This is a genomic window from Nonomuraea sp. NPDC050733, assembly GCF_040654215.1.
In the GTDB taxonomy this organism is placed as follows: Bacteria; Actinomycetota; Actinomycetes; order Streptosporangiales; family Streptosporangiaceae; genus Nonomuraea.
In genome coordinates this window covers 151,455-172,969 of the sequence record NZ_JBFAHO010000003.1, presented here as the reverse complement: position 1 = coordinate 172,969, position 21,515 = coordinate 151,455, and the positions used below count along the sequence as shown (strand labels likewise).

23 protein-coding genes and 1 pseudogene are annotated in these 21,515 nt (G+C 72.9%); 9 read left to right on the top strand and 15 right to left on the bottom strand.

Features of this window, described 5'->3' with window-relative positions:
• Window positions 1–180 precede the first annotated feature (180 nt).
• Entirely contained in the window at window positions 181–798 is a 618-nt protein-coding gene (locus AB0H64_RS07500) for a DUF305 domain-containing protein (protein WP_357621165.1), read from the top strand.
• A gap of 42 nt (window positions 799–840) precedes the next feature.
• On the opposite strand, the gene AB0H64_RS07495 is transcribed toward AB0H64_RS07500, so the two are convergent.
• Entirely contained in the window at window positions 841–1,392 is a 552-nt protein-coding gene (locus tag AB0H64_RS07495) for a hypothetical protein (RefSeq protein ID WP_357621163.1), read from the bottom strand.
• 47 nt (window positions 1,393–1,439) lie between these two features.
• Complete coding sequence (locus AB0H64_RS07490) at window positions 1,440–1,994, bottom strand: DUF5709 domain-containing protein (RefSeq protein ID WP_357621161.1); 555 nt, start codon at window positions 1,992–1,994, stop codon at window positions 1,440–1,442.
• 195 nt (window positions 1,995–2,189) lie between these two features.
• Between AB0H64_RS07490 and AB0H64_RS07485 the strand changes: the two genes are divergently transcribed.
• Together AB0H64_RS07485 and AB0H64_RS07480 are read left to right on the top strand one after the other, a co-directional pair.
• Window positions 2,190–3,662, top strand: a complete 1,473-nt coding sequence (locus AB0H64_RS07485) for an aminotransferase class I/II-fold pyridoxal phosphate-dependent enzyme (RefSeq protein ID WP_357621159.1) — start codon at window positions 2,190–2,192, stop codon at window positions 3,660–3,662.
• A 75-nt stretch (window positions 3,663–3,737) separates the two neighbouring features.
• Window positions 3,738–4,841: a YbdK family carboxylate-amine ligase gene (locus AB0H64_RS07480; protein ID WP_357621156.1), complete on the top strand. Its 1,104-nt coding sequence runs from the start codon at window positions 3,738–3,740 to the stop codon at window positions 4,839–4,841.
• A 70-nt stretch (window positions 4,842–4,911) separates the two neighbouring features.
• Here AB0H64_RS07480 and AB0H64_RS07475 read toward each other — a convergent pair whose 3' ends face one another.
• The 3 genes and pseudogenes from AB0H64_RS07475 to AB0H64_RS07465 form a co-directional block, all read right to left on the bottom strand.
• On the bottom strand, window positions 4,912–5,400 hold the full coding sequence (locus AB0H64_RS07475) for a zinc-binding dehydrogenase (protein WP_357621154.1): 489 nt from the start codon (window positions 5,398–5,400) through the stop codon (window positions 4,912–4,914).
• A gap of 163 nt (window positions 5,401–5,563) precedes the next feature.
• A pseudogene (locus tag AB0H64_RS07470) lies at window positions 5,564–5,878 on the bottom strand (alcohol dehydrogenase catalytic domain-containing protein); the annotation flags it as partial.
• Window positions 5,879–6,044: 166 nt separating this feature from the next.
• Window positions 6,045–6,755 carry an STAS domain-containing protein gene (locus tag AB0H64_RS07465; RefSeq protein ID WP_357621152.1) on the bottom strand — a complete coding sequence of 237 codons (711 nt, stop codon included), beginning with the start codon at window positions 6,753–6,755 and terminating at the stop codon, window positions 6,045–6,047.
• Window positions 6,756–6,812: 57 nt separating this feature from the next.
• Here AB0H64_RS07465 and AB0H64_RS07460 point away from each other — a divergent pair, with 57 nt between their 5' ends.
• Together AB0H64_RS07460 and AB0H64_RS07455 are read left to right on the top strand one after the other, a co-directional pair.
• The gene (locus AB0H64_RS07460) at window positions 6,813–7,856 is read left to right on the top strand and encodes a chemotaxis protein CheB (RefSeq protein ID WP_357621150.1); all 1,044 of its coding nucleotides are present in this window, start codon (window positions 6,813–6,815) and stop codon (window positions 7,854–7,856) included.
• Between the two features lie 54 nt (window positions 7,857–7,910).
• The gene (locus AB0H64_RS07455) at window positions 7,911–9,767 is read left to right on the top strand and encodes a CheR family methyltransferase (protein ID WP_357621148.1); all 1,857 of its coding nucleotides are present in this window, start codon (window positions 7,911–7,913) and stop codon (window positions 9,765–9,767) included.
• Between the two features lie 79 nt (window positions 9,768–9,846).
• Here AB0H64_RS07455 and AB0H64_RS07450 read toward each other — a convergent pair whose 3' ends face one another.
• Window positions 9,847–10,608 (bottom strand): alpha/beta hydrolase, encoded by a 762-nt coding sequence (locus AB0H64_RS07450; RefSeq protein ID WP_357621146.1) that lies wholly within the window; start codon window positions 10,606–10,608, stop codon window positions 9,847–9,849.
• Between the two features lie 118 nt (window positions 10,609–10,726).
• Here AB0H64_RS07450 and AB0H64_RS07445 point away from each other — a divergent pair, with 118 nt between their 5' ends.
• Window positions 10,727–11,134, top strand: coding sequence for an SRPBCC family protein (locus tag AB0H64_RS07445; RefSeq protein WP_357621144.1), 408 nt, complete (start codon window positions 10,727–10,729; stop codon window positions 11,132–11,134).
• Between the two features lie 11 nt (window positions 11,135–11,145).
• Here AB0H64_RS07445 and AB0H64_RS07440 read toward each other — a convergent pair whose 3' ends face one another.
• From AB0H64_RS07440 to AB0H64_RS07430, 3 genes are all read right to left on the bottom strand, one after another.
• Entirely contained in the window at window positions 11,146–11,628 is a 483-nt protein-coding gene (locus AB0H64_RS07440) for a hypothetical protein (RefSeq protein ID WP_357621142.1), read from the bottom strand.
• Window positions 11,625–14,117 (bottom strand): nitrate reductase, encoded by a 2,493-nt coding sequence (locus AB0H64_RS07435; RefSeq protein ID WP_357621140.1) that lies wholly within the window; start codon window positions 14,115–14,117, stop codon window positions 11,625–11,627. Before AB0H64_RS07435 ends, AB0H64_RS07440 begins: the two co-directional genes overlap by 4 nt.
• Window positions 14,118–14,229: 112 nt before the next feature.
• Window positions 14,230–14,604: a MerR family transcriptional regulator gene (locus AB0H64_RS07430; RefSeq protein ID WP_357621138.1), complete on the bottom strand. Its 375-nt coding sequence runs from the start codon at window positions 14,602–14,604 to the stop codon at window positions 14,230–14,232.
• Between the two features lie 65 nt (window positions 14,605–14,669).
• On the opposite strand from AB0H64_RS07430, the gene AB0H64_RS07425 reads away from it, so the two are divergent.
• The gene (locus AB0H64_RS07425) at window positions 14,670–15,887 is read left to right on the top strand and encodes an MFS transporter (RefSeq protein ID WP_357621136.1); all 1,218 of its coding nucleotides are present in this window, start codon (window positions 14,670–14,672) and stop codon (window positions 15,885–15,887) included.
• A 9-nt stretch (window positions 15,888–15,896) separates the two neighbouring features.
• Here AB0H64_RS07425 and AB0H64_RS07420 read toward each other — a convergent pair whose 3' ends face one another.
• A complete protein-coding gene (locus tag AB0H64_RS07420) occupies window positions 15,897–16,868 on the bottom strand; it encodes a MerR family transcriptional regulator (RefSeq protein WP_357621134.1) in 972 nt (323 codons plus the stop codon).
• Window positions 16,869–16,927: 59 nt separating this feature from the next.
• On the opposite strand from AB0H64_RS07420, the gene AB0H64_RS07415 reads away from it, so the two are divergent.
• Entirely contained in the window at window positions 16,928–17,494 is a 567-nt protein-coding gene (locus tag AB0H64_RS07415) for a GNAT family protein (protein ID WP_357621131.1), read from the top strand.
• On the opposite strand, the gene AB0H64_RS07410 is transcribed toward AB0H64_RS07415, so the two are convergent.
• A complete protein-coding gene (locus AB0H64_RS07410) occupies window positions 17,483–17,746 on the bottom strand; it encodes a hypothetical protein (RefSeq protein WP_357621129.1) in 264 nt (87 codons plus the stop codon). The two genes, AB0H64_RS07415 and AB0H64_RS07410, sit on opposite strands and share 12 nt — an antisense overlap.
• Here AB0H64_RS07410 and AB0H64_RS07405 point away from each other — a divergent pair.
• The gene (locus AB0H64_RS07405; RefSeq protein ID WP_357622141.1) at window positions 17,745–18,302 is read left to right on the top strand and encodes a GNAT family N-acetyltransferase; all 558 of its coding nucleotides are present in this window, start codon (window positions 17,745–17,747) and stop codon (window positions 18,300–18,302) included. The genes AB0H64_RS07410 and AB0H64_RS07405 overlap by 2 nt on opposite strands.
• A 6-nt stretch (window positions 18,303–18,308) precedes the next feature.
• On the opposite strand, the gene AB0H64_RS07400 is transcribed toward AB0H64_RS07405, so the two are convergent.
• The 4 genes from AB0H64_RS07400 to AB0H64_RS07385 form a co-directional block, all read right to left on the bottom strand.
• Complete coding sequence (locus AB0H64_RS07400) at window positions 18,309–18,947, bottom strand: GPP34 family phosphoprotein (RefSeq protein WP_357621127.1); 639 nt, start codon at window positions 18,945–18,947, stop codon at window positions 18,309–18,311.
• A complete protein-coding gene (locus AB0H64_RS07395; protein WP_357621125.1) occupies window positions 18,944–20,326 on the bottom strand; it encodes an APC family permease in 1,383 nt (460 codons plus the stop codon). Before AB0H64_RS07395 ends, AB0H64_RS07400 begins: the two co-directional genes overlap by 4 nt.
• Before the next feature lie 182 nt (window positions 20,327–20,508).
• Window positions 20,509–21,033, bottom strand: a complete 525-nt coding sequence (locus AB0H64_RS07390; RefSeq protein ID WP_357621123.1) for a GNAT family N-acetyltransferase — start codon at window positions 21,031–21,033, stop codon at window positions 20,509–20,511.
• Window positions 21,034–21,085: 52 nt separating this feature from the next.
• Complete coding sequence (locus tag AB0H64_RS07385; protein WP_357621120.1) at window positions 21,086–21,403, bottom strand: shikimate kinase; 318 nt, start codon at window positions 21,401–21,403, stop codon at window positions 21,086–21,088.
• Window positions 21,404–21,515: the final 112 nt, after the last annotated feature.

The following is a 21,515-nucleotide window of genomic DNA, read 5'->3' as shown; positions in this document are numbered from 1 at the left end:
GCGACGCCTCCTGCTCACGGCGCCGCCTCGATGCCGGCGCCGTTGGGAGATACGCGGGCGAGCGCGCCGGCGGCCGACCCGGAGGTCTCCGGCCTGCCCGCGTGTCGGTGCCGCGCACGCGGGCCGATCACTTCCACGATTACGTTCGACGCACATTCCATCACCGGGAGTCACATCACCATGCTCGCCCACCGTACGACCGCTCGTGCCGCGACCGCCGCGGCAGCCGCTCTCGCGCTGCTCACCGCCTGCGGCGGGACCGGCGACGAGGCCGCCGCTCCCGGAGCGACGGCCGGCGCGCCCGTGCCGGCCGCCCGGCAGAGCGGCGCCCAGCCCTCCGGCGAGCACGACGACGCCGACGTGATGTTCGCGCGGATGATGATCCCGCACCACCGGCAGGCCGTCGAGATGGCCGACCTGGCGGCCACCCGCGCCGAGGACCCCGAGGTCAAGAAGCTGGCCGAGCGCATCAAGGCCGCTCAGGAGCCGGAGATCGCCGCCATGAGCGGCTGGCTGCACGAGTGGGGCGAGCCGGAGTCCGCCGGCAGGCACATGACACACCGCATGCCCGGCATGATGTCCGCCGACGACATGGAGGACCTCGAAGCGCTCAGCGGCGAGGTCTTCGACAAGGAGTTCACGCGGCTGATGATCGAGCACCACAAGGGGGCGGTCGAGATGGCCCAGACCGAGCGGCGGCAGGGCCTGAACGCCGGCGCCAAGCAGCTCGCCGGAAGCATCGAGTCGTCGCAACGGGATGAGATCGACCAGATGCGGCGCATCCTCGACCGCCTCTGAGCGCGCCGTCCGATTGCCGGCGCCGGGTCAGGCCCCGCCGTGTCAGGTGTCGTACGGGCGGCCGGTGCCCTCGCCGGGCAGGTAGCCGCCGTCGTCCGCGTCCGTGCGGCCGGAGCCGCCGTCGGGGTCGTCCGCGTCCGAGGCGGACCAGTCCAGGTCGGCCGTCACGTGCCCCTCCTCCGGCTGCCGGGCCGTGGCCGGGCGCTTGACGACGTCGTCCTCGACCACCCCGTGGGCGGCCTCGTCCACCGGCCCCTCGACCCGGAACTCCGGGTGCCCGTCGTGGCCCTGCCGCTCGACCGCGCCGGGCGGCATCGGGTGCGGGCTGGGACCCGCCGTCTCCAGATGGTCCTCGATCTCGTCCGTGCGCGCCGCCACGGACTTCTCGTCGGAGCCGGCCGTCACGCCCCACTCGTCGTCGCGGCCCGTGACGTACCCCATGGGCTCGGCGTAGCCGCTCTTCGGCTCGGCGTCGTCGCGCGGCTTGCCGCCGGGGCTCGGGTTGGAGCCGCGGATGGAGGCGGGGCCGATGTCGCCTCCCATGTTGTGCAGATCACCGTCGAAGGTGGTGCCCTTGTCCTCTTCCCTGGTCATGTGCGCTCCTCACTGGTCCGGTCGTGTCCACTGGCAGTGCGACCCGCTCACTCGGGCTCCACGCGCATGGCGGCCTCCTCGGCGGTGAAGCCGCCCGCGTCCGGGCCGACCTCCCGGGCCACCTCGTCCGGCTCGACGTCCCCGCGGACGCCCTCGTCGGGCGCGACCAGCCGGCCCGCCGGTCGCGGGTCGTCCCAGACGGCGCCGGACGGCTCCTCCGGCTGCGCCTGCCAGGCGGGGTCCACGTCGTCGTCCGGCTGGAAGTCGGTGTCGAGGTCCGAGCCGACGCCCAGCCCGCCGTCCTCGGTCACCCGCTCGTCGTCCCCGGCGGTCTCGTCGCGTACGGTCGCCGGACCGTCCACCTCGTACAGCGGCTGGTCGTCGGGCACCTCGCGGCTCAGGCGGCCGTCGAGCGACTCGCCCTGGATCTGCTCGTCGATCGTCGTCCCGTGCTCGTCCACCGCGATCGGCCGGTCGCCGGGCAGCGGCGCCTCCTGCGGGTCCACCGCCCACTGCTGCTCGGGAGTGCCGTCCTGGAGGTCCGGGATGCCCTCGTCCTCGAACCGCGAGCGCGGGTCGTGCTCCGGAGTGTGCTGCGTCACTGCGTCCCCCTCGTGGTCTCTGGTGTCGTCTCTGATCTCTTCAGAACCCCGCACGTACCCCCGACCGCCGTGACCTCACGGATTCGGGCCGGCCTTTCGGGTGGCCGCCCGGGTCCCGTCTGGTTTGGCTCATGGGCGGCCGGGGAGGTGACGGACTTCCGTCCTTTCACACGCTCACCGGGGGAGCCGTTGACGATGGATCATTCGTGTGCGCCCGTGCTGGAGGCGCTGGAGGCGTATCACCGCACCGGCCAGACGCCGTTCAGCCCGCCGGGCCACAAGCAGGGGCGCGGCGCGGACCCGCGGGTGGTCGAGGCGCTGGGGGAGGGGGTCTTCCGCTCGGACGTGCTGGCGAGCGCGGGCCTGGACGACCGTACGTCCTCCGGCGGCATCCTGGAGAAGGCGCAGGAGCTGATGGCCGACGCCGTGGGCGCCGACCACACGTTCTTCTCGACGTGCGGCAGCTCCCTGTCGGTCAAGGCGGCCATGCTGGCCGTCGCGGGCCCGCACGAGCAGTTGCTGCTCGGCCGCGACGCGCACAAGTCCATGGTGGCCGGGCTGATCCTTTCCGGGGTGAACCCGATCTGGGTGGACCCGCAGTGGGACCCCGACCTGCACCTGGCGCATCCGCCGTCCGTGGAGTCGTTCGAGAAGGCGCTCGTCGCCAACCCGGACGTCAAGGGCGTGCTGGTGACCACCCCCACCCCGTACGGCACGTGCGCGGACCTGGAGAGCCTGGCCCGGCTCTGCCACGAGCACGGCAAGCCCCTGGTCGTGGACGAGGCGTGGGGCGCGCACTTCCCGTTCCACCCGGACCTGCCGACGTGGGCCATGGACGCGGGCGCCGACCTGTGCGTGACGTCCATCCACAAGATGGGGTCGGGGCTGGAGCAGAGCTCGGTCTTCCACCTCCAGGGCGACCTGGTCGATCCCGGGGTGCTGAAGGCGCGGGCCGACCTGCTGGCCACGACCAGCGCGTCGGTGCTGGTGTACGCGGCGCTGGACGGCTGGCGCCGGCAGATGGTGGAGCACGGCCGCGCCCTCTATGACCGCACGCTGGCGCTGGCCGAGCGGGTCCGCGCCGCCGTCCAGGAGATCGACGGGCTGCGCGTGTACGGCGGCGACGACTTCGTCGGCCCCGGCCGCTCGTTCGACATGGACCCGCTCCAGGTGATCATGGACGTGAGCGCGTTCGAGGCGCCCGGCTACGCCATGCACGACTGGCTGCGCGAGCACCACCGGCTCAACCTGCACCTGTCGGACCAGCGGCGGATCAGTGCCCAGCTCACCCACGCCGACGACGAGGAGTCGACGGGCAAGCTGCTCACCGGGCTGCGTGACGTGGTCCGGCACGCCGGTGAGCTGCCGACGCCCGAGGTGCGCATCCCGTCGCCGCCCCGGATGCGGCTGGAGCAGGCCGTGCTGCCGCGCGACGCGTTCTTCGCCGCGACCGAGCAGGTGCCGGTGGAGAAGGCGGCCGGGCGGATCTCGGCGGAGATGCTCACGCCCTACCCGCCGGGCATCCCGGCCGTGGTGCCGGGGGAGCGGCTGACGGAGGAGATCCTGGACTACCTGCGGACCGGGGTGGACGCGGGCATGGTCATCCCGGACTCGATGGACAGCAGCCTCCAGACCGTACGAGTCATGGCAAACCCGTACGAAGGGTGACAAAAACCTTAGGTGGGTAGAACCACGGACGACCCCCTCTGTGCGCGTAGCTAGTGACGGCGAGGAGGTGGGCACGTGGTCATCACCTCCGAGGCGGTCGGAGCCGCGACCCGGACGCTCACGATGGGTGTGGAGGAGGAGTTCCTCCTCGTGAACCGCGCAGGCGGCGACCTCTCCCTGTGCGGCCCTGAGATCACCGGCCTGCTCGGCGACGAGCGGGTCAAGACCGAAGTCATGCGCTACCAGCTCGAAACGGTCACCGGCGTGTGCGGCTGTCCCGAGGAGGCGGGCAGCCAGCTCCTGGAACTGCGCCGCCGCGCCGCCAGTGCCGCGGCCGAGGCCGGCTGCCTGCTCCTCGCCTCCGGGGTCGCGCCGCAGCGCCTTCCCGGCGGGCCCGCCGTGACGCCCGACCCGCGCTACCGCGAGCTGGACAGGCGCTTCGGCCGGCTGCTGGCCCGCACCGGCACCTGCGGCTGTCACGTCCACGTCGGCATACCGTCGCGCGAGGTCGGCGTGCAGGTGCTGACCCGGGTGCGGCCGTGGCTGGCCACGCTGCTCGCGGTCAGCGCCAACTCGCCGATCGCGAACGGCCGCGACACCGGATGGGAGAGCACGAGGTACAAACGCTGGACGCGCTGGCCCACGGCCACGGCGCCCCGCGCGTGGCGCTCGGCCGCCGACTACGACGCCGCGGTGTGCCGGCTGGTCCGCCGGGGGAGGGCGATCGACGAGCGCGGGGTGTACTTCCACGCCCGGCTGTCGTCCCGCTACCCGACGGTGGAGCTGCGCGTCATGGACACCGGCCTGTCGATCGACGACACCGTCCTCGTGACCGGCCTGGCGCGGACGCTGGTCGGCCTGGCCCTGGCCGAGCTGCGGGCGGGCGAGCCGATCAGGCGCATCGGCGACATGCGCGTCGCCGCCGCGCTGAACGCCGCCGCCCGCCACGGGCTCCGCGCCCCCACCCGCGACCCGTACACGGGCCGGGTGGTGGACCACGAGCGGATGCTCGCCACGCTGCTGGACCGCATCCCCGATCCCGGCCCGATCGCCGGGCTGCTCCAGCGCTTCCGGGAGCGGGGGACCGGCGCCGCGCGGCAGCGGGCGATGTGGGCGGCGGCCGGCTCACCCCAGGAGTTCGCCCGGATGATGGCCGACGCCACGCTGCGGCGGGGGTGAGCCGCCGTCTTTCCACACCACGCTGCGGTGGGGGTGAGACGGCGGCGCCCGGAGCCCTTCCCGGCCTCGCTCAGACGTCCATGCGCAGGACGGCGGCCCCGGTGACGCGGTCGGCCGCCAGGTCGGCGAGGGCCTGCCCGGCCTCGTCCAGCGCGTACGGGACCGTGGTGACGTGCAGCGGGCTGCGGGCGGCGTGCTCCAGCAGGGCGCGGCCGTCGGCGCGCGTGTTGGCGGTGACGCTGCGCAGGGTGCGCTCCTGGAACAGGTGCTCCTGGTAGTTCAGGGACGGGATGTCGGTCAGGTGGATCCCGGCGACCGCGAGCGTGCCGCCGCGGTCCAGGGCGGCGAGCGCGACCGGCACCAGGTCGCCCACGGGGGCGAACAGGATGGCGGCGTCCAGCGGCTCCGGCGGCGCGTCGTAGGCGTCGCCCGCCGAGGCGGCGCCCAGCTCCAGCGCCAGCCGCCGGGCCTCCTGGGCGCGGGTCAGCACGTGCACGGTCGCGCCCTGGGCGATGGCCACCTGGGCGGTCAGGTGGGCCGAGGCGCCGAACCCGTACACCCCGAGGCGCCCGCCGGGCGGCAGCTCGGCGCAGCAGCGCCCGGTAGCCGATGATGCCCGCGCAGAGCAGGGGCGCCAGCTTCTCGGCCGGCGGATCGGCGGGCAGCGGGTGGACGAAGTCCTGGGGCGCGGTCAGGTACTCGGCGTAGCCGCCGTCGGCGTCCCAGCCGGTGTAGCGGGAGTACGGGCAGAGGTTCTCGGCGCCGCGGACGCAGTAGCGGCAGGTGCCGCAGGCCGAGCGCAGCCAGGCCACCCCCACGCGGGCGCCGTCGGGCAGGTCCGCCCCGGGGCCGCGGCCCGCGACGCGGCCCACGACCTCGTGCCCGGGGACCGTGCGCGGCCGTCGCGGCTTCAGGTCGCCCTCCGCGAGGTGCAGGTCGGTACGGCAGACGGCGCACACCTCGACCTTGACGAGCACCTCGCCGGGACCGGGCGCGGGCACGGCCGTCCGCACGCGCTCCAGCGGTCCCGTGGCCATGGGCCCGGGGCGCGCCACCACCCACGCGGTCATCGTCTCCGCCATACCTCCATGGTCACATGCAGGTCCTGCCCCGCCCTGTCGCGCCCGCCCCGGCCCGTGCCCGACGAAAGGGACACCGGCCGAAAGGGACAAAGGGATTGCCTAAAAGACCAGTTCTCATTGGTCAGGAGGGCGTGAACGTGGCGCGCAGCCTGCGGAACTCCTCGGCCATCTCCCTGTGCGAACTCCCGTCACAGGGCAGGGCGCCGCCCCGCCGCTCGTGCAGCGTGCCGAGCCGTTCGTGCAGTACGGCGAGCCGTTCGTGCATCTCGGCCGCGTTCGCGCAGACGGTCGTCCCCTGCCGCTGCAACGTCTCCAGGCGCTGGGCCGTGACCGCCTTCAGCTCGGCGGCCCGCCTCAGGGCGGGATGCGCGTACGAGCCGGCCTCCACCACGGCGCGGGCCGGGCGACGGACCCTGGTGCCAGCGGGCCCGAGCCCCCGCAGAGTGGGCAGGTGGCGGCGCGCGGGCGGAGCCGGCTCACCGGCGTGCCCGCCGGCGAGGGCGGGCGCCGATCCGTCCGCCACCGCGAGCTCCTCGGGCGCCAGCGACGGCGCCACCATGCGCAGCAGCCGGATGGCGGGCCCATCACCGACGATCTGGAGTTCGCCGCCCTCACCGTGCATCAGCGCCTCAACGCTCGCCAGCGCCCGGCCACCGCCCACATCGCAGAACCTCAGCCCGGTCACGTCGACCACGATGCGCGGCGCCTGCTGGAAGAACAGCAGCGCCAGCGCCCCCTGGAACCACTCGGAGCAGGTGAGGTCCAGGTCTCCGGCGAGCGACACCCGCGCCTCGACGCCGTCGTTGTGGACGAGGGTGAGTGTGAGCGCCATGGGAACGCTCTACCCATTCTCGGCCTGTTCGTGCATGAAGGAGTACTGTCGGGACAGGTGAGTTCGGTGGAAACCGCACAGGCAAGGAACCTCGTGGTCGTCGCCGCCTCGGCGGGCGGCGTGGAGCCTCTCCGCGCCCTGGCCGCCGGGCTGCCGGCCGGTCTGGAGGCCGCCGTCCTGGTCGTGCTGCACGTGTCGGCGAGCGGCGGGAGCGTGCTGGCCGGGATTCTCGACCGGGCCGGGCCGCTCAAGGCCGCCCCGGCGGAGGACGGCGCGCCGGTCGTCCACGGGGAGATCCGCGTGGCCGTGCCCGACCACCACCTGCTGGTGCGCGACGGTCATGTGCGCCTGTCGCGCGGCCCCCGCTACAACGGCCACCGGCCGGCCGCCGACCTGCTGTTCATGAGCGCCGCGATGGACGCCGGGCCGCGGGTCTCCGGGATCGTGCTCAGCGGCACGCTCGGTGACGGAGCGCGCGGCTGCGCCGTGATCGAGCGCAGGGGCGGGGCCGTCGCCGTGCAGGACCCCGCGGAGGCGGACTTCGAGGGAATGCCGAGCGCGGCCCTGGCCGCGACGCGGGCAGCTCGAGTGCTCCCTCTCGCCGGCCTGGCGGACTGGGCCGTACAGCGGAGCAGCGTCTCCGTGGTCACAGAGGAGACCATGCCGGAGACCACCCCGGACACACCGGATCTGGACGCCGAGATGGAGCAGGAGCTGGCGCGCTACCTGTCGGCGCAGCTCCCGGAGACCCCCAAGGGGGAGCTCAGCGGCTTCACCTGCCCCGAGTGCAACGGCCCGCTGTACGCGAGCCGCGGCGCACCGTCGTCCCGCTACACCTGCCGGGTCGGCCACTCCTGGTCGATGGAGAGCATGGTCTCCGGCCAGGCCGAAGCCGTGGAGCGGGCGCTCTGGATCGCGATCCTCCGCCTGGAGGAGCGGCTGAGGCTCCTCCAACGCATGATCCACACGGCGGAGGAGCGGGGCCACCGGATGTCGGCCCGGCGGCTCGTGGAGGAGGCGGACGAGACCGAGGAGGCGCTGCGGACGATCCAGGGCCTGCAGGCGCGCGTGGGCACCGGCGAGGGTCTCGTGGAGGCGTGAGCCGGGCGGCGGAACGATCCGGCGGCGCGGTGCGGGGACATAGGGTGAGGCGCTGTGACACCGGCTGAGGAACGCGAGTTCGACGACCTGCTCGTCATGCTCAAAGAGACCCGCGGCTTCGACTTCACGGGCTACAAGCGGACCACCCTCATGCGCCGGGTCGGCCGCCGGCTCGAAGCGCTCAAGCTGCGCGACTACGGCGAGTACCGCGACTACCTGGAGCTGGAGCCGGAGGAGTTCGGCCGGCTCTTCGACAGCCTGCTCATCAACGTCACCAGCTTCTTCCGCGATCCCGGCGCCTGGCAGTCGCTGCGCGAGGTCGTCGTCCCGTCGCTGCTCGCGGGCAAGCCGGTGGGCAAGGCGATCCGGGTGTGGAGCGCCGGATGCGCGACCGGCGAGGAGGCGTACAGCCTGGCCATGGTGCTGGCCGAGGAGCTCGGCGTCGACGAGTTCAGCGAGCGGGTGAAGATCTACGCGACCGACCTGGACGAGCAGGCCCTCCAGGTGGCGCGGGCGGCCACGTACACCGACCGCCAGATGAGCGAGGTGCCCGCCGAGCTGAAGGCGGCCTACTTCGAGCCGGTCGAGGGCGGCCACGCCTTCCGTCGGGACCTGCGCCGCCAGATCATCTTCGGCCGCAACGACCTGACCCGCGACGCCCCCATCTCGCGGGTGGACCTGCTGCTGGCCCGCAACACCCTGATGTACTTCAACACCGAGACGCAGCTCAACGTCATCAGGCGCTTCCACTTCGCGCTGGCCGACCCGGGCTACCTGTTCCTCGGCAAGGCCGAGATGCTGCTCAACCACAGCGACAGGTTCCAGCCGGTCGACCTGCGCATGCGGCTGTTCAGGAAGGTAGCGACCAGGCCGCACGGCCCGCGCTCGCCCTGGGCGCACGGCGCGGCGGCGGGCGGGCCGCAGGAGACCGTGGGCGACCTGCGCGGCGCGGCGCTGGCCTCCGGCCCGGTCGCGCAGATCACGCTCGACCGCGAGGGCCGGCTCGCGCTGGTCAACTCCAAGGCCGAGGTGCTGTTCAACCTGCACCCGCGCGACGTCGGCCGGCCGTTCCAGGACCTGGAGGTGTCCTACCGGCCGGTGGAGCTGCGCTCGCTGATCGAGCGGGTGCAGGTTGAGCTGCGCACGGTCGAGGTGCAGGACGTGCTGTGGAACCGGCCGAACCAGTCCGAGACCAGCGTGTTCGACGTCTCCGTGGTGCCGCTCCAGGAGGGCGAGGAGCTGCTCGGCGTCGGCGTGAACTTCTACGACGTCACCCGCTACCGCAGGCTCCGCGACGAGCTGGAGCACGCCAACAAGGAGCTGGAGCACGCCTACGAGGAGCTCCAGTCGCTCAACGAGGAGCTGGAGACCACCAACGAGGAGCTCCAGTCCACCAACGAGGAGCTGGAGACCACCAACGAGGAGCTCCAGTCCACCAACGAGGAGCTGGAGACGATGAACGAGGAGCTCCAGTCGACCAACGACGAGCTCCAGCAGATCAACGAGACGCTCAACGCCCGCAGCCTCGAACTCGACCAGGCCAACGGGTTCGTCTCCTCGATGGTGCGCAGCCTCGGCGACGCGGTGGCGGTGGTGGACGAGGAGCTGCGCGTGCTGGTGTGGAGTCCGGGCGCCGAGGAGCTGTGGGGCGCGCGGGCCGACGAGACGGTGGGCGGGACGCTGACCGACCTCGACATCGGGCTGCCGTTCGACCGGCTCCTGCCGTACCTGCGCCAGCTGCTCGACGGCGGCTCACGACCCGGTGACTGGCCCGACGGGCTGGTCATCGACGCGGTCAACCGCCGGGGCAGGGCGACCCGGCTCGGCGTGGAGTTCGCGCGGCTGCGCATGGAGAACGACGCCGTCAAGGGCGTCATCATGGTCATGAACGTCCTCGACTCGCCGGCGTGAGGTCGCTGCTGCGGCGGCTCCGCGGGGGACGGCGGGTCGTCGGGCAGGCGGAACCGCCACCGGCACGTGCCGCCCGGCTTCAGAGGATTCCTGCCCGCTTGGCCGCCCCGTTGACGAGCGCGGCCGTCAGGCCGCCGTGCTGGTACGGGAACGCGTGCGCCCCCGGCACGGTCACCGAGCGCCCGTCGGCGGCGGCCGTGGCCAGCCGGTCGGCCCACGCCTGGGGCGCGAACGCGTCGTGGACGCCCCGGGCGACGACCATCGGGCACGACACGGCCGGGACCAGCTTCTCCGGCTCGTCCTCCTGCGCCGTGCGCACGAACCGGGCCAGCGCCTTCAGCCCCGCCCGCCCGTAGTACGGCATCGTGGCCGGGAGCAGGCCCGCCGGCTCGTGCCGGGTCGTCCGGAGGTACGGCACGAGCAGCCCCGGACCGGTGCGCAGCCTCGGCGGGAACGTCGGCCCCAGCAGGACCAGCGCGCGTACGAGATCGGGCCGCTCGGCGGCCACCCGGAGCGCGACCTGCGCCCCCGTGGAGTGCCCCACGAGCACGACCGGCCCGGCCGGCACGGAGTCCAGCCACCGCGTGACCAGCTCGTTGACGGCGGGCAGCTCGGGCGCGCACGACCACGGCGGGCGGCGCCCGAACCCGGGCACGTCCAGCAGGAACGAGCGCGCCCACGAGCCGCAGCCGGCCAGCGTGTCGAACAGGTAGCCGAGGGCGCCGAGCCCGGGGACGATGACGACGGTCCGGCGGTCGGGGTTCTCCCGGCCCGTCTCCAGGCTGCGTACCCGCCGCCCTCCGGCGCCGTCCCAGCGCTCGTCCACCCGCACCCGCCCCATTCCTTCACCTACTCGTCCGTGTCCCCGCCATCCCCGGACTACCTATCATCGGTCCCCCCAAACCCACCCGCGCGCGTACGAGCGGTAACACTCGTGACGATCGGGTAGCGACAGCGCCATGAGTACGAAGGAATACCACGCCACCCGCGAGGTGGCTGCCCTGGCCGAGGTCGTCTACAACACCGCCGGCGACCTGGATCGGCTGCGCCGCTGGCTGCCCGCCGGTGTCACCGCCGAGCACCTGGAGAACGGGCTCGCGCTGGTCCGCTGGCGGGTCGGCGGGCGGCAGGGGGAGGCGCGGTGCGCCCTGTCCACGGATGACGAGCGGCTGCGCGTGGAGTGGCGCGCCCAGGACGTGCGGGGAGCGGGCGGCTGGCTGGAGGTGGGCCAGGCCGGCGCCGGCGCGTCCCGGGTCGAGGTGTGCGTGACGGCCCCCGCCGACGCCCACGAGACCGTGGAGAGCCTGGTGGAGAGCGCCCTCACCAACCTCCAGGAGGAGGTGGGTGAGAACTTCACCGCCGGGTGACGGCCGGGCGCTCAGCTCACGAGGGCCTGGGTGGCCGACTCCTTGAGCCGGGCGTTCGCCCACCGCACCTGCCGGAGTGTCTGCGGGTGGCACCGCTCGGCCAGCTCCAGCAGGTCCCGGCGGCGCGAGCCCTGCGCGGCCTGGGCCAGCAGCTCCCAGTCCAGCGACACCCCCGACGCCACCCGGTACAGGTGGCGCAGGTCCGCCAGGAGCAGCAGCCCCGGCTCGGGGCGGCGTCCCAGCCACTCGGAGGCTTTCTCCCGGACGCGCTCGGCGATCGTGGACTCGGCGGACGGCTCGGCGTCGAGCTTCAGGCCGTAGTCCTCGCCGATCCGGGCCAGCTGGCGCACGTGGTCGTGGCACCACCGGACCAGGTCACGGGCCACGTGGTACGTCTCGTGGTCGGCCTTGTGCCGCTCCGACATGCGCAGCAGGACGTGGGCCAGCTCGTTCTCCGAGCGGTGCAGCTCCCGGATCACCAGGTCCAGCTTCATCGCGCGCCTCCCGACGCCGTCACGGACTCCACGGACTCCACGGCCTCCGCGCCGGGGCCGCCGCGCGTGGCGGAGACCGCGCCCTCCGGCGCGACGGGCCGGGACGCGGTGGTCGTCGGCGCCGGCGCCGGCATGCCCCGGCCGCGCTCCACCAGCGACACGCGCGCCGCGGCGGTCTTGAACAGCGGCTGCTTCGAGACCGGGTCCCAGTCGGTGACCGTGGACTCGTTGGCCGCCCGTTCCATCCCCTTCTCCGGCCCCTTGCCCGCGTCGTACCCGCCGGGCCGGTCCCAGTAGCCGTAGTGGAACGGCAGGAAGACCACGCCGTCGCGGATGCCGCTGACCCGCAGGCGCGCGTTGACGGCGCCGCGGCGCGTCTCCACCTCCAGCAGGTCGCCCTCGGCGAAGCCGAGCCGCCCGGCGTCGTGGGGCGACATCTCCACCCACACCTCGGGCGCCGCCCGCTGGAGCTGCGGGGCCCTCGCGGTCTTCGTCCGGGTGTGGAAGTGGTAGAGCGTGCGCCCGGTCGTGAGCGCGAACGGGAACTCCTCGTCCGGCGGCTCGTGCGGCGGGACGTACTCGGCGGTCTTGATGACCGCCTTGGCGTCCGGGTTGAGCGCCCGGTACTCCGTCGGGGACAGCGGCGCGCCCGTCACCAGGTCGCGGCCGTAGTCCTCGCAGACCTCCGGCGCGCTCCAGAACGCGCCGTCCGCGTAGAGCCGCTCGGTCCCGTCGGGGTGCCCGGCGTCGCACGGCCACTGCACGCCGCTCCCGCCGCGCAGCTTCTCGTACGACAGGCCGCTGTAGTCGCACGGCCGCCCGCGCGAGCACTCCTTCCAGCCCTCGAACGCGCCCTCGGGGTCGCTCCACTTCACCAGCGGCGCCCCGTCCTTGTCCCGCAGGTCGAGGCGGCGCGCGAAGTCCAGGAAGATGTCCAGGTCGGAACGGGCCTCGCCGGGCGGGTCCACGGCCTTCTCCGACAGGTGGACCGTGCGGTCCGCGTTCGTGAACGTGCCCGTCTTCTCACCCCACGTCGCGGCCGGCAGCACCACGTCGGCCAGCATGGCCGTCTCCGACAGGAAGATGTCCTGCACCACCACGAACAGCCGCTCCTGGGCCAGGATCGAGCGCACGCGGCGCAGCTCGGGCAGCGACACCGCGGGGTTCGTGCCCGTGACGTAGAGGAAGCGGATCGACCCCTCCTCCATGTAGCGGAGCATCTGCATGGCGTGGGTGGGCGGCGAGTAGTGCGGGATGTCCAGCGGCTCGACGTTCCAGATCCGCGCCAGCTCCTGCACGTGCTTGTCGTTGGACCAGTTGCGGAAGCCCGGCAGGTCGCCGTCGGCGCCGCACTCGCGGGTGTTCTGCGCGGTGGGCTGCCCGTTCATCTGCAGGAGGCCGCAGCCGGGCCTGCCGAGCATGCCGCGTACCAGGTGGATGTTGTTGACCTGCACCGCGGCGGCGGTGGCCTGGTGCGACTGGTAGAAGCCCTGGAGCACCGTGGACAGCAGGCGCCGGGCCGTGCCGATCAGCCGCGCCGCCTCACGCAGCGCGTCCACCGGCACGTCGCAGATCCGGGCGGCCTTCTCGGCCGGGTAGTCCTTCACCCGCTCGCGCAGCTCCTCGAACCCCACCACGTGCTCGCGCAGGTAGTCCTCGTCGATCCAGCCGTTGGCGATGATCTCGTTGAGCAGGCCGTTCATCAGGGCGACGTTCGTGCCGGGCCGGTTGGCCAGGTGCACGGTGGCGGCGCGGGCGACCGGCGTCTCACGCGGGTCGACGCAGACCAGCGCCGGCGGGTTCGGCCCGGCGAGCCGGTCGAGGATCCGGGCCCACAGGACGGTCTGCGTCTCGGCCATGTTGTGGCCGTACAGGGCGATGACGTCGGCGTGGTCCACGTCGGTGTACGAGCCCGGCTGGCCGTCGCAGCCGAACGACTCCTTCAGCGCGGCCGCCGCCGTGGCGGTGCAGAGCCGGGTGTTGCCGTCCACGTGGTTCGTGCCGATGCCGCCGTGCGCGATGAGCGCGAGCGTGTAGTACTCCTCCAGGAAGAGCTGGCCGGTGGTGTAGAACCCGACGGCGCTCGGGCCCTGCTCGTCCAGCAGCTCCTTGACCCGGCCCGTCACGCGCTCCATGGCGGTGTCCCAGTTGGTCTCGACCAGCCGGCCGTTCTCCCGCACGAGCGGCCGGGTGAGCCGGTCGGGCGAGTGGTTCGCCTGCCAGCCGTACAGGTCCTTGGGGCCCAGCCGGCCGTGGTTGACCCGGTCGGCGGCGCGGCCCCGGACCCCCACGACGCGGCCGTCCTTGACCGCGATGTCCAGGCCGTCGCCGTTGCTGTGCAGGATCGTGGCGCTCTGCACCCAGCGGTCCACGTCCTCCGCGCGGATCCCTTCCTGGAGGAAGCTGTCCACTCTCACGGGCCACGTCTCCCCGGGCCCGTACGGCGTGCGCGTGCCCCACGGTTCGGCGATCCTGTCCACTTCGGCCATGGCGTCCCCGCTCCTTCCACCTTCTGCTGCCCGGTTACCCCGGACACGGGGCGTCACGCCTCGTCAGGTGAAGTGCCAGGACCCGTCGCTCCTCAGGAGCGTGACGGCCGGATCAGGAGGCGCTCCGCTCGCCGCTCCGTACGACGTCCAGGTACTCCTCGATGGCGTCGCGGTTGCGGGTCAGGCAGGTGATGCGGTCGTTCATGCGGTCGAGCTCCCCCTGCAGGGTGGCCAGCATCTCCGGGGTCGCGTCCGGGAAGTGGATCACCCGGGGCTTGTCCAGGCAGGGCAGGATCTGTTTGATGATCCGGGTGGGCAGCCCGGCGTCGAGCAGCCCACGGATCTGCACGACCCGGTCCACCAGCCGCTCGTCGTAGTCGCGGTAGCCGTTCGCGCACCGGGCCGGCACGATCAGCCCCTGCTCCTCGTAGTAGCGCAGCAGCCGTCGCGGCGTGCCGGTGCGCTCCGACAGCTCTCCGATCCGCATGTGACCGACCTCACACGTCGTCGCTTTGACCTTCACATCTATGTGATGGTTCGAGCATACGCAGCATGAGCGATCACACCACACGGCCCGCCCCGCCCCGCACCTCGGCCCCCGAGGAGCGCCTGCCCCTGGGAGCCCTGCTGGCGCTGGCCACGGCCGCCTTCATCACCGTCCTGACCGAGACGCTGCCCGCCGGCGTCCTGCCCGCAATGAGCGCCGGCCTCGGGGTGAGCGAGGCCGCGACCGGACAGCTCGTGACCGTTTACGCCATCGGCACCGCCGTCTCCGCCATCCCCCTGTCCGCCGCCACGGCGGGCTGGCCGCGCAAGCGGCTGCTGCTGAGCGGGGTGGCCGGGTTCGCCCTGGCCAACACCGTCACCGCCTTCTCGGCGTCCTTCCCGCTGACACTGGTGGCGCGCTTCGTCGCCGGGGTGGCCGCCGGGGTGGTCTGGGCGCTGCTGGCCGGGTACGCCCGCCGCCTGGCCCCCGTCCGCCTGCAGGGCAAGGCCATGGCGATCGTCATGGCCGGCATCCCGGCGGCGCTGTCGCTGGGGGTGCCGGCGGGGACGTTCCTCGGGGAGGCGCTCGGCTGGCGGGTGACGTTCTGGGCCATGACGGCGATCGCCGCCGTCCTGCTCGCCTGGATCTTCGCGCTCGTCCCCGACCACCCCGGACAGGGCCGCGGCGCCCACCCCGCCCTGCTGCGCACGCTCGGCGTGCCGGGTGTCACGCCGATCCTGTTCGTGACCCTGCTGTTCGTCCTGGCGCAGACGATCCTCTACACCTACGTCGCGACGTTCCTGACCGCCAACGGCATGGGCGACGTCGTCGACCTCGTGCTGCTGATCTTCGGCGTCGCCTCGCTGGCGAGCATCTGGCTCGTGGGCGCGCTCATCGACCGCCGCCTGCGCACGCTCACCATCACCGCCGCCGCGCTGGTGGCCGTGGCGGCGGCCGTCCTCGCGGTGGCGGCCGGCAGCCCCACGCTGGTGTACGCCGCCGCGGCGCTGTGGGGGCTCGGCTGGGGCGGGGCGCCCACCCTGCTCCAGACGGCCGCGGGCGACGCGGGCGGCGAGGCGGCGGACACGGCCCAGGCGATGCTGGTCACGCTGTGGAACGCGGCCATGGCGGCCGGCGGCGTCGTGGGCGGCCTCCTGCTGGACCTCTTCGGGCCGGTGTCGTTCCCGTGGACCACGCTGGCCCTGCTGGCCCCCACGCTCGCGGCCGTCCTGACGGCCCGCCACCACGCCTTCCCACCCCACCGCCTCACCCCGGCCCCGTGAACCCCCTCGTCACTCCGTGGCTCGGGCGCGCAGGGCGTGGAGGGTCCAGTCGAGTGACGGTGTCAGGCTCTCGGGAGGGGGCCAGGCGTTGACGACGGCGAGCAGGCGCAGGTAGCGCTCCCTGCGCGGATCGTTCACCAGCTCCAGGTACTCCAGCAGCCGGCGACGGAGTCCTTCTCCGTCGCCCGTGGAGCCGCCGGCGGGCGCCGTCTCGCCGGGCGGGTGCACGAGCCGGGCGTACCGCGCCAGGACCGCCGCGACGACGGGCTCCGCCTCCGCCGACTCCGGATCGACCCCCGCCGCCACCGCCGGCCCCACCTGCTCCCGTACGACCGCGACCGCGTCCGGCCGTGGCACGGCGCCGGGAGCCGTTCCCGCCGCGTGCGCGTCCGCCATGCGCCGCATCACCGCCCGGAAGCCGGGGTCGCGGGAGAGCTCGGCCAGCTCCACCCACGCCTCCACCTGCTCCGGCTCGGGGTCGTCGGGCAACTCGGGCGTCATCGAGTTCCGGGTCCCCGCGAACGCCTCGGCGCCCGCGTCGCCGGGGGCGCCGAACGCGGCGTCGAGGAACTCCCCGATCAGCCGCCGCCGCTCGTCCTCGGAAAGCCTGGCCAGTCTGTGCATGAGCTCCGTCTCCTCAGGTGTGGACCCGCGCCTGGCCACCGCCGTCAGCACCGCACGCCGCAGCCGCAACGTCCGGATCTGCACCGCGAGGGCCTCGGCGTGCGCCGCGGCGACCTCCGGCAGCGACACCTCCCGCTCCACGACCCTGCGCACCGTGGGCAGGTCCAGCCCCAGCTCGCGCAGCGTCCGTACGAGATCCAGCCGCGCGACGGCCTCGACGCCGTATCGGCGGTAACCGGCCGGGGTACGGCCGGCCGGCGGCACGATGCCCTGATCGGAGTAGAACCGGATGGCCTTGACCGTCACGCCGGTCCGCCGTGCCAGGTCACCGATCGAGTAGAGCGCGTCACCGTCCATGCCCCCACCCTGCCGTCTCCCCGTACGGGAGACTCAAGCGGTGGTGGCATGATGCCGGGATGGAAGATCGTTCGCTCGCGATGCCCGAGCTTCCGGCCGGCGGCGGCCTCCTGCTGCGCCCGTGGCGGCTGGACGACGTCGCGGCCGTGCGGGAGGCGTCACGGGACCCGTACATCCCGCTGATCACGACCGTGCCGTCCGAATACTCGGAGGCGGAGGGCGTCGCGTTCGTGCGGCGCCAGTGGAGCAGGGCCGCCGAGGGAGCCGGATACTCGTTCGCGATCGCCGACGCCGGAACGGGCGACGCGGTCGGCCAGATCGGGCTGTGGCCCGGCCCCCACGGCCGGGCGGAGGTGGGCTACTGGGTCGCCGGTTCGGCCCGCGGGCGAGGGGTGGCGGTCGCGGCGCTGGTGGCGATCTCGTCCTGGGGACTGGGCCCGCTGGGGCTCGCTCGGCTGGAGCTGCACATCGAGCCGTGGAACACGCCGTCGTGGCGGGCGGCCGAGCGCGCCGGGTTCGCCCGCGAGGGGCTGCTGCGCAGCTGGCGGGAGGTGGGGGGCGAGCGGCGCGACATGTGCATGTACGGGAAGGTCACCGCGGACCTCGCCGGAACGCTAGGGGCGTGACCAGGGGGTGAAGGGATCGGGGGGCTCCAGAGCCTGCTTCGCCCTGGCCACGCAGTCCGGGCAGACGGGCTCCTCGACGGACCGGGCCACCGCCTCCGGGGTGGGCTCGCGGACCGTGCCCAGCACCGTCATACCGGGCGGGAAGCCGGTCTCCGGGTCGATCGCGAACATCGTGACCGTCGCCGGATCGAAGCCGAACGTCCGCTTGCAGCCGTAACAACGGCCGATCGTGGTGATCCGCTCGTCCGTCATGAGATGTCCGTCAGGGCCTTTTCGCGGTCCATGCGCCCATGGTCGCACACCGTGTCCGAGAAGAGAGGGTGTCCGTGTCACCGTTGAAAGTCCGTCAGGCGACCCCCGGGGACGCCGCCCTCCTCGCCGGGATGAACCCGCACGTCCACGGCCTCCACGCCGACACCGGCCCGACCTGTTCCAGGCGCGGCCGTCGGCCGAGGAGCTCACGAAGCGGTTCGCGGAGCGGCTCGGGCAGGAGTCCACCCGGATCTTCGTGGCCGAGCCGGCGGACGGTGAGTGCGCCGGGTACGCGGAGGCGACGGTGTACCACCGCGGGCCGAGCGTGCTCCTGAACGCGGACTCGTTCATCGCCCTGAACCAGATCGTCGTGGCGCCGCAGGCCAAGCGGCTCGGGGTCGCGACCGCCTTGCTGGACGCGGTGCGGGAGGCGGGCAGGGAGGCCGGGTGCCGGCGCCTGGTGACCGAGGTCTGGGAGTTCAACGAGGGCGCGCGCTCCTTCTACGAGGCGGCCGGTCTCCAGCCCATGAAGCGCCTGCTGGAGCAGCCCCTCTGACCCCCGTCACCGGTACACGGCGACGGCGGCCTCGGCGATCAGGGTGTCGACGATGTGCACGAGCTCCTTCACCACCGGCGAGTGCTCGTCGGCGATGGCGCGCAGGCGCTCGACGAGCCGGCCCGACGGCTGGCTCAGGTAGAGCTCCGCCTCCACCCGCAGCACCGCCACCAGGCCGCACAGCGTGGCGCACGCCGCGTCCGGCTGCTTGAAGCCCTCCGCCGCCGACCGCACCCCCGACGACGCCCGCACGGCCCAGGAGATGTCGGTGAGCTGGTAGCGCAGGTACGGCAGCATGCCCATGCGCCGCCTGGTCACCTGGGCGAGCACACCCTTGGCGACCAGGTCGTCGCGGGTACGGTCGTAGATGTCCTTGGCCGCCGCCTTGAACCAGGATCGCACGTCCCGGTGGTCCCGGTCCCAGGGGATCAGGTTGACGAGGGCGTCGACGATCGGGTCACCGGTGCGGCGGCGTTCGGAGACGGTGACGCGGCCCTGGACGACGGCGACGCGTTCGGCCAGGACCAGCTCGGTCAGCACCGCCCCCGCCAGCCCCAGGGCCAGCGACGACTGGTGGGTCAGGAGCTTGCCGGCCTCGTTGTGGGCGATGAGGTAGAGGTCCTGGTAGAGCGGCAGCCGGTTCACACCCGCTCCCGTGCGGCCAGGCCCTGGACGGTGGGCCGGCGTCCGGCGGCGTACATGCCGGCCAGGACGATCGCCCCGACCCCGAGCCAGACGAAGCCCGTCACCTGCGCCAGGATGTTGGCGTTGATCACGACGAGGACCAGGATCGCCATCCCGATCAGCGGCGAGACCAGGTGCGACCAGAGATCGTCCGAGCGCTGCCTGATCCGGTAGTGCACGATGACGGACACGTGCAGCACGATGAACGCCACCAGCGCGCCCATGTTGATCAGGCTGCTGAGCACCTCGACGCCGTCCTTGAGGGCGGACACCCACAGCCCGAGCCCGACGGACAGCGCGGAGACGAGCAGGATGGCGTTGGTCGGCACGGAGTTCTTGACCGACACCTTGGCCAGGAACGCCGGGAGCTGGCGGTCACGCGCCATCGCGTACAGCAGGCGTGAGACGGCGACCTGGGCGACCAGGGTGTTGGCCACGCCCCAGGAGATGGCGGTGGCGTTCGAGGTGAGCTGCCGCAGCCAGTCGCCCCCGGCGACGGCGGCGGCCTCCTGGAACGCGGTGTCGCTGCTGTGGGCCAGCAGGCCGGCCGGGTCGGGCACGAGCAGGGCGGCGACCCACACCTGGACGATGAAGAGCACGCCGGCCAGGATCAGCGCGAAGCGCATGGCCCTGCTCACCTGCGCCGAGCCGCCGGTCGACTCCTCGACCAGCATGCTGATCCCGTCGAACCCGAGGAAGGACAGCACCGCGACCGACACAGCCGCGAACACCACCGGCCACGAGAACGTCTCCGGGTTGAACAGCGGCGCCAGGCTGAATCCCCTGCCCGCGCCCTGGAGCATCGCCCAGACGCCGGCCACGAGGAACAGCGCCAGCACGACCAGCTCGGCGGCGATCATCACCCTGGTGAGCTTGATCGTCATGCGGACGCCGCGCAGGTTGATCACCATGTTGACGGTCACGAAGATGATCAGCCAGGCCCACACCGGGACCTGCGGCACGCCGGCGTTCATGGCCTTGGACGCGATCAGGTAGAGCAGGCCCGGAACGAGCAGGTAGTCGAGCAGGATCGCCCACCCGGTCATGAACCCGACCGGCGCGCTGATGCCGCGCCCCGCGTAGTTGTAGACCGAGCCGGACAGCGGGAACGCCTTGACCATCTGGGCGTACGAGGCCGCGGTGAACAGCAGGGCGACCATGCCGACCAGGTACGCGAGGACCGGCATGCCGGCGGAGCGGTAGTAGACCAGGCCGAAGATGGCGAACGGCGCGATCGGCACCATGAAGTTGAGGCCGTAGAAGACGAGGTCGGCCAGCCCGACCCCGCGACGCAGCTCCTGTCGATAGCCGAACTGCTCGATGTGCTCTTGTGGCTGCACGACAGTCTCTCCATGTCGCCATGCACCGGTGTGCGGGGGGTGACCGCCGGTCCGGACGAAGGTTCGGACATCGCGGAGTTTCAACCCGTGATCCTCCCGTAGCGGAGGGTCGCGTCGCAAGGGGCGGATGGTGCAAATGGGTACTGAGTGCTTGTTGTGACCTCAGGGTGATCCTTTGGTGGTCAAAGCACCCTGTCGTGGTCCTCGGTCTCATCCACGAACCCGAGGCGCCGGTTCATGCCGATCGCGGACGTGTTGCGCGGGTGGTGGAGCGTCCTGAGCCGCCGGAAGCCCGACGACCGGACGAAGCGGATCGCCAGCAGTTTCAACGCCAGCGAGATTCCCCGCCCTCGGTACGGGGCCAGCACGCCGGTCATCTCGCTGAACGCGTACCCCTCGGCCGGGTGCAGGGAGGTCGAGGACATCCCGACCCACGCGCCGTCGTGGACCGCCAGGGCGACCCCGGCCGGATCGAAGCCGGGCACCTCGATGCGCTGGGCCACGTAGTCGTCGTAGGTGTAGAACTCTCCCCGGTCGGGGATGTCGGCCGAGCAGGTCCGGTTGAGCTCGTAGAGCGCGCGCCGGTGGCCGGCCGTGTCACCCAGCTCGGCCATCGTCGTGAACGCGACGCCGGCCGCTTCCGCCCGCCGCAGGTACGGCTCGAAAGCCGCGCCGTCGAACCCGTCCAGGTCCAGTTGCAAACGCACCCACTCCACCATGAACGCGAACCTATCGGACGGCCCGGCGCGTCGGGATTCATCAGGCGGCGTCGAGGGGCGAAGCGATGGAACTCAGCCCGACCGCCTGAGGAGCCCCTGGCGCGTGCGTCTCCACGGCGCGCCGCACCGCATGGGCGCGGGCGGGCTCCCATTCGCGCTCGGCCGCCACCCGGCCGACGACCCGGACACGCTCGCGCAGCCGATCCATGGTCCAGCCGACCTCGGCATAGTACGGCCCGCCGATCTCGTCGACGTCGACGAACCGGCGTCCGGTGGCTCCGGCGAGCAACCGCCCCAGCGTGCTCTTGCCTGCCGCGGCCGGCCCGATGAGCACCATCCACGGCGTACTCGTCACCATGGGCCCTTCGGGACGGACGGGCGAGAGCGCACGAGTAACGGCTGCCGAGCATCGGCACAGCCGTGCTCGTCACACGGGGCGAGCGGGGAAAGACCCCGCACCGTCCCACGCC

Coding starts and splice junctions, on each gene's coding strand:
- AB0H64_RS07500 (WP_357621165.1), top strand. CDS start 181: ATGCTCGCCCACCGTACGACCGCTCGTGCCGCGACCGCCGCGGCAGCC.
- AB0H64_RS07495 (WP_357621163.1), bottom strand. CDS start 1,392: ATGACCAGGGAAGAGGACAAGGGCACCACCTTCGACGGTGATCTGCAC.
- AB0H64_RS07485 (WP_357621159.1), top strand. CDS start 2,190: ATGGATCATTCGTGTGCGCCCGTGCTGGAGGCGCTGGAGGCGTATCAC.
- AB0H64_RS07465 (WP_357621152.1), bottom strand. CDS start 6,755: ATGGCGCTCACACTCACCCTCGTCCACAACGACGGCGTCGAGGCGCGG.
- AB0H64_RS07450 (WP_357621146.1), bottom strand. CDS start 10,608: ATGGGGCGGGTGCGGGTGGACGAGCGCTGGGACGGCGCCGGAGGGCGG.
- AB0H64_RS07445 (WP_357621144.1), top strand. CDS start 10,727: ATGAGTACGAAGGAATACCACGCCACCCGCGAGGTGGCTGCCCTGGCC.
- AB0H64_RS07440 (WP_357621142.1), bottom strand. CDS start 11,628: ATGAAGCTGGACCTGGTGATCCGGGAGCTGCACCGCTCGGAGAACGAG.
- AB0H64_RS07435 (WP_357621140.1), bottom strand. CDS start 14,117: ATGGCCGAAGTGGACAGGATCGCCGAACCGTGGGGCACGCGCACGCCG.
- AB0H64_RS07430 (WP_357621138.1), bottom strand. CDS start 14,604: ATGCGGATCGGAGAGCTGTCGGAGCGCACCGGCACGCCGCGACGGCTG.
- AB0H64_RS07425 (WP_357621136.1), top strand. CDS start 14,670: ATGAGCGATCACACCACACGGCCCGCCCCGCCCCGCACCTCGGCCCCC.
- AB0H64_RS07420 (WP_357621134.1), bottom strand. CDS start 16,868: ATGGACGGTGACGCGCTCTACTCGATCGGTGACCTGGCACGGCGGACC.
- AB0H64_RS07415 (WP_357621131.1), top strand. CDS start 16,928: ATGGAAGATCGTTCGCTCGCGATGCCCGAGCTTCCGGCCGGCGGCGGC.
- AB0H64_RS07405 (WP_357622141.1), top strand. CDS start 17,745: ATGAGATGTCCGTCAGGGCCTTTTCGCGGTCCATGCGCCCATGGTCGC.
- AB0H64_RS07410 (WP_357621129.1), bottom strand. CDS start 17,746: ATGACGGACGAGCGGATCACCACGATCGGCCGTTGTTACGGCTGCAAG.
- AB0H64_RS07385 (WP_357621120.1), bottom strand. CDS start 21,403: ATGGTGACGAGTACGCCGTGGATGGTGCTCATCGGGCCGGCCGCGGCA.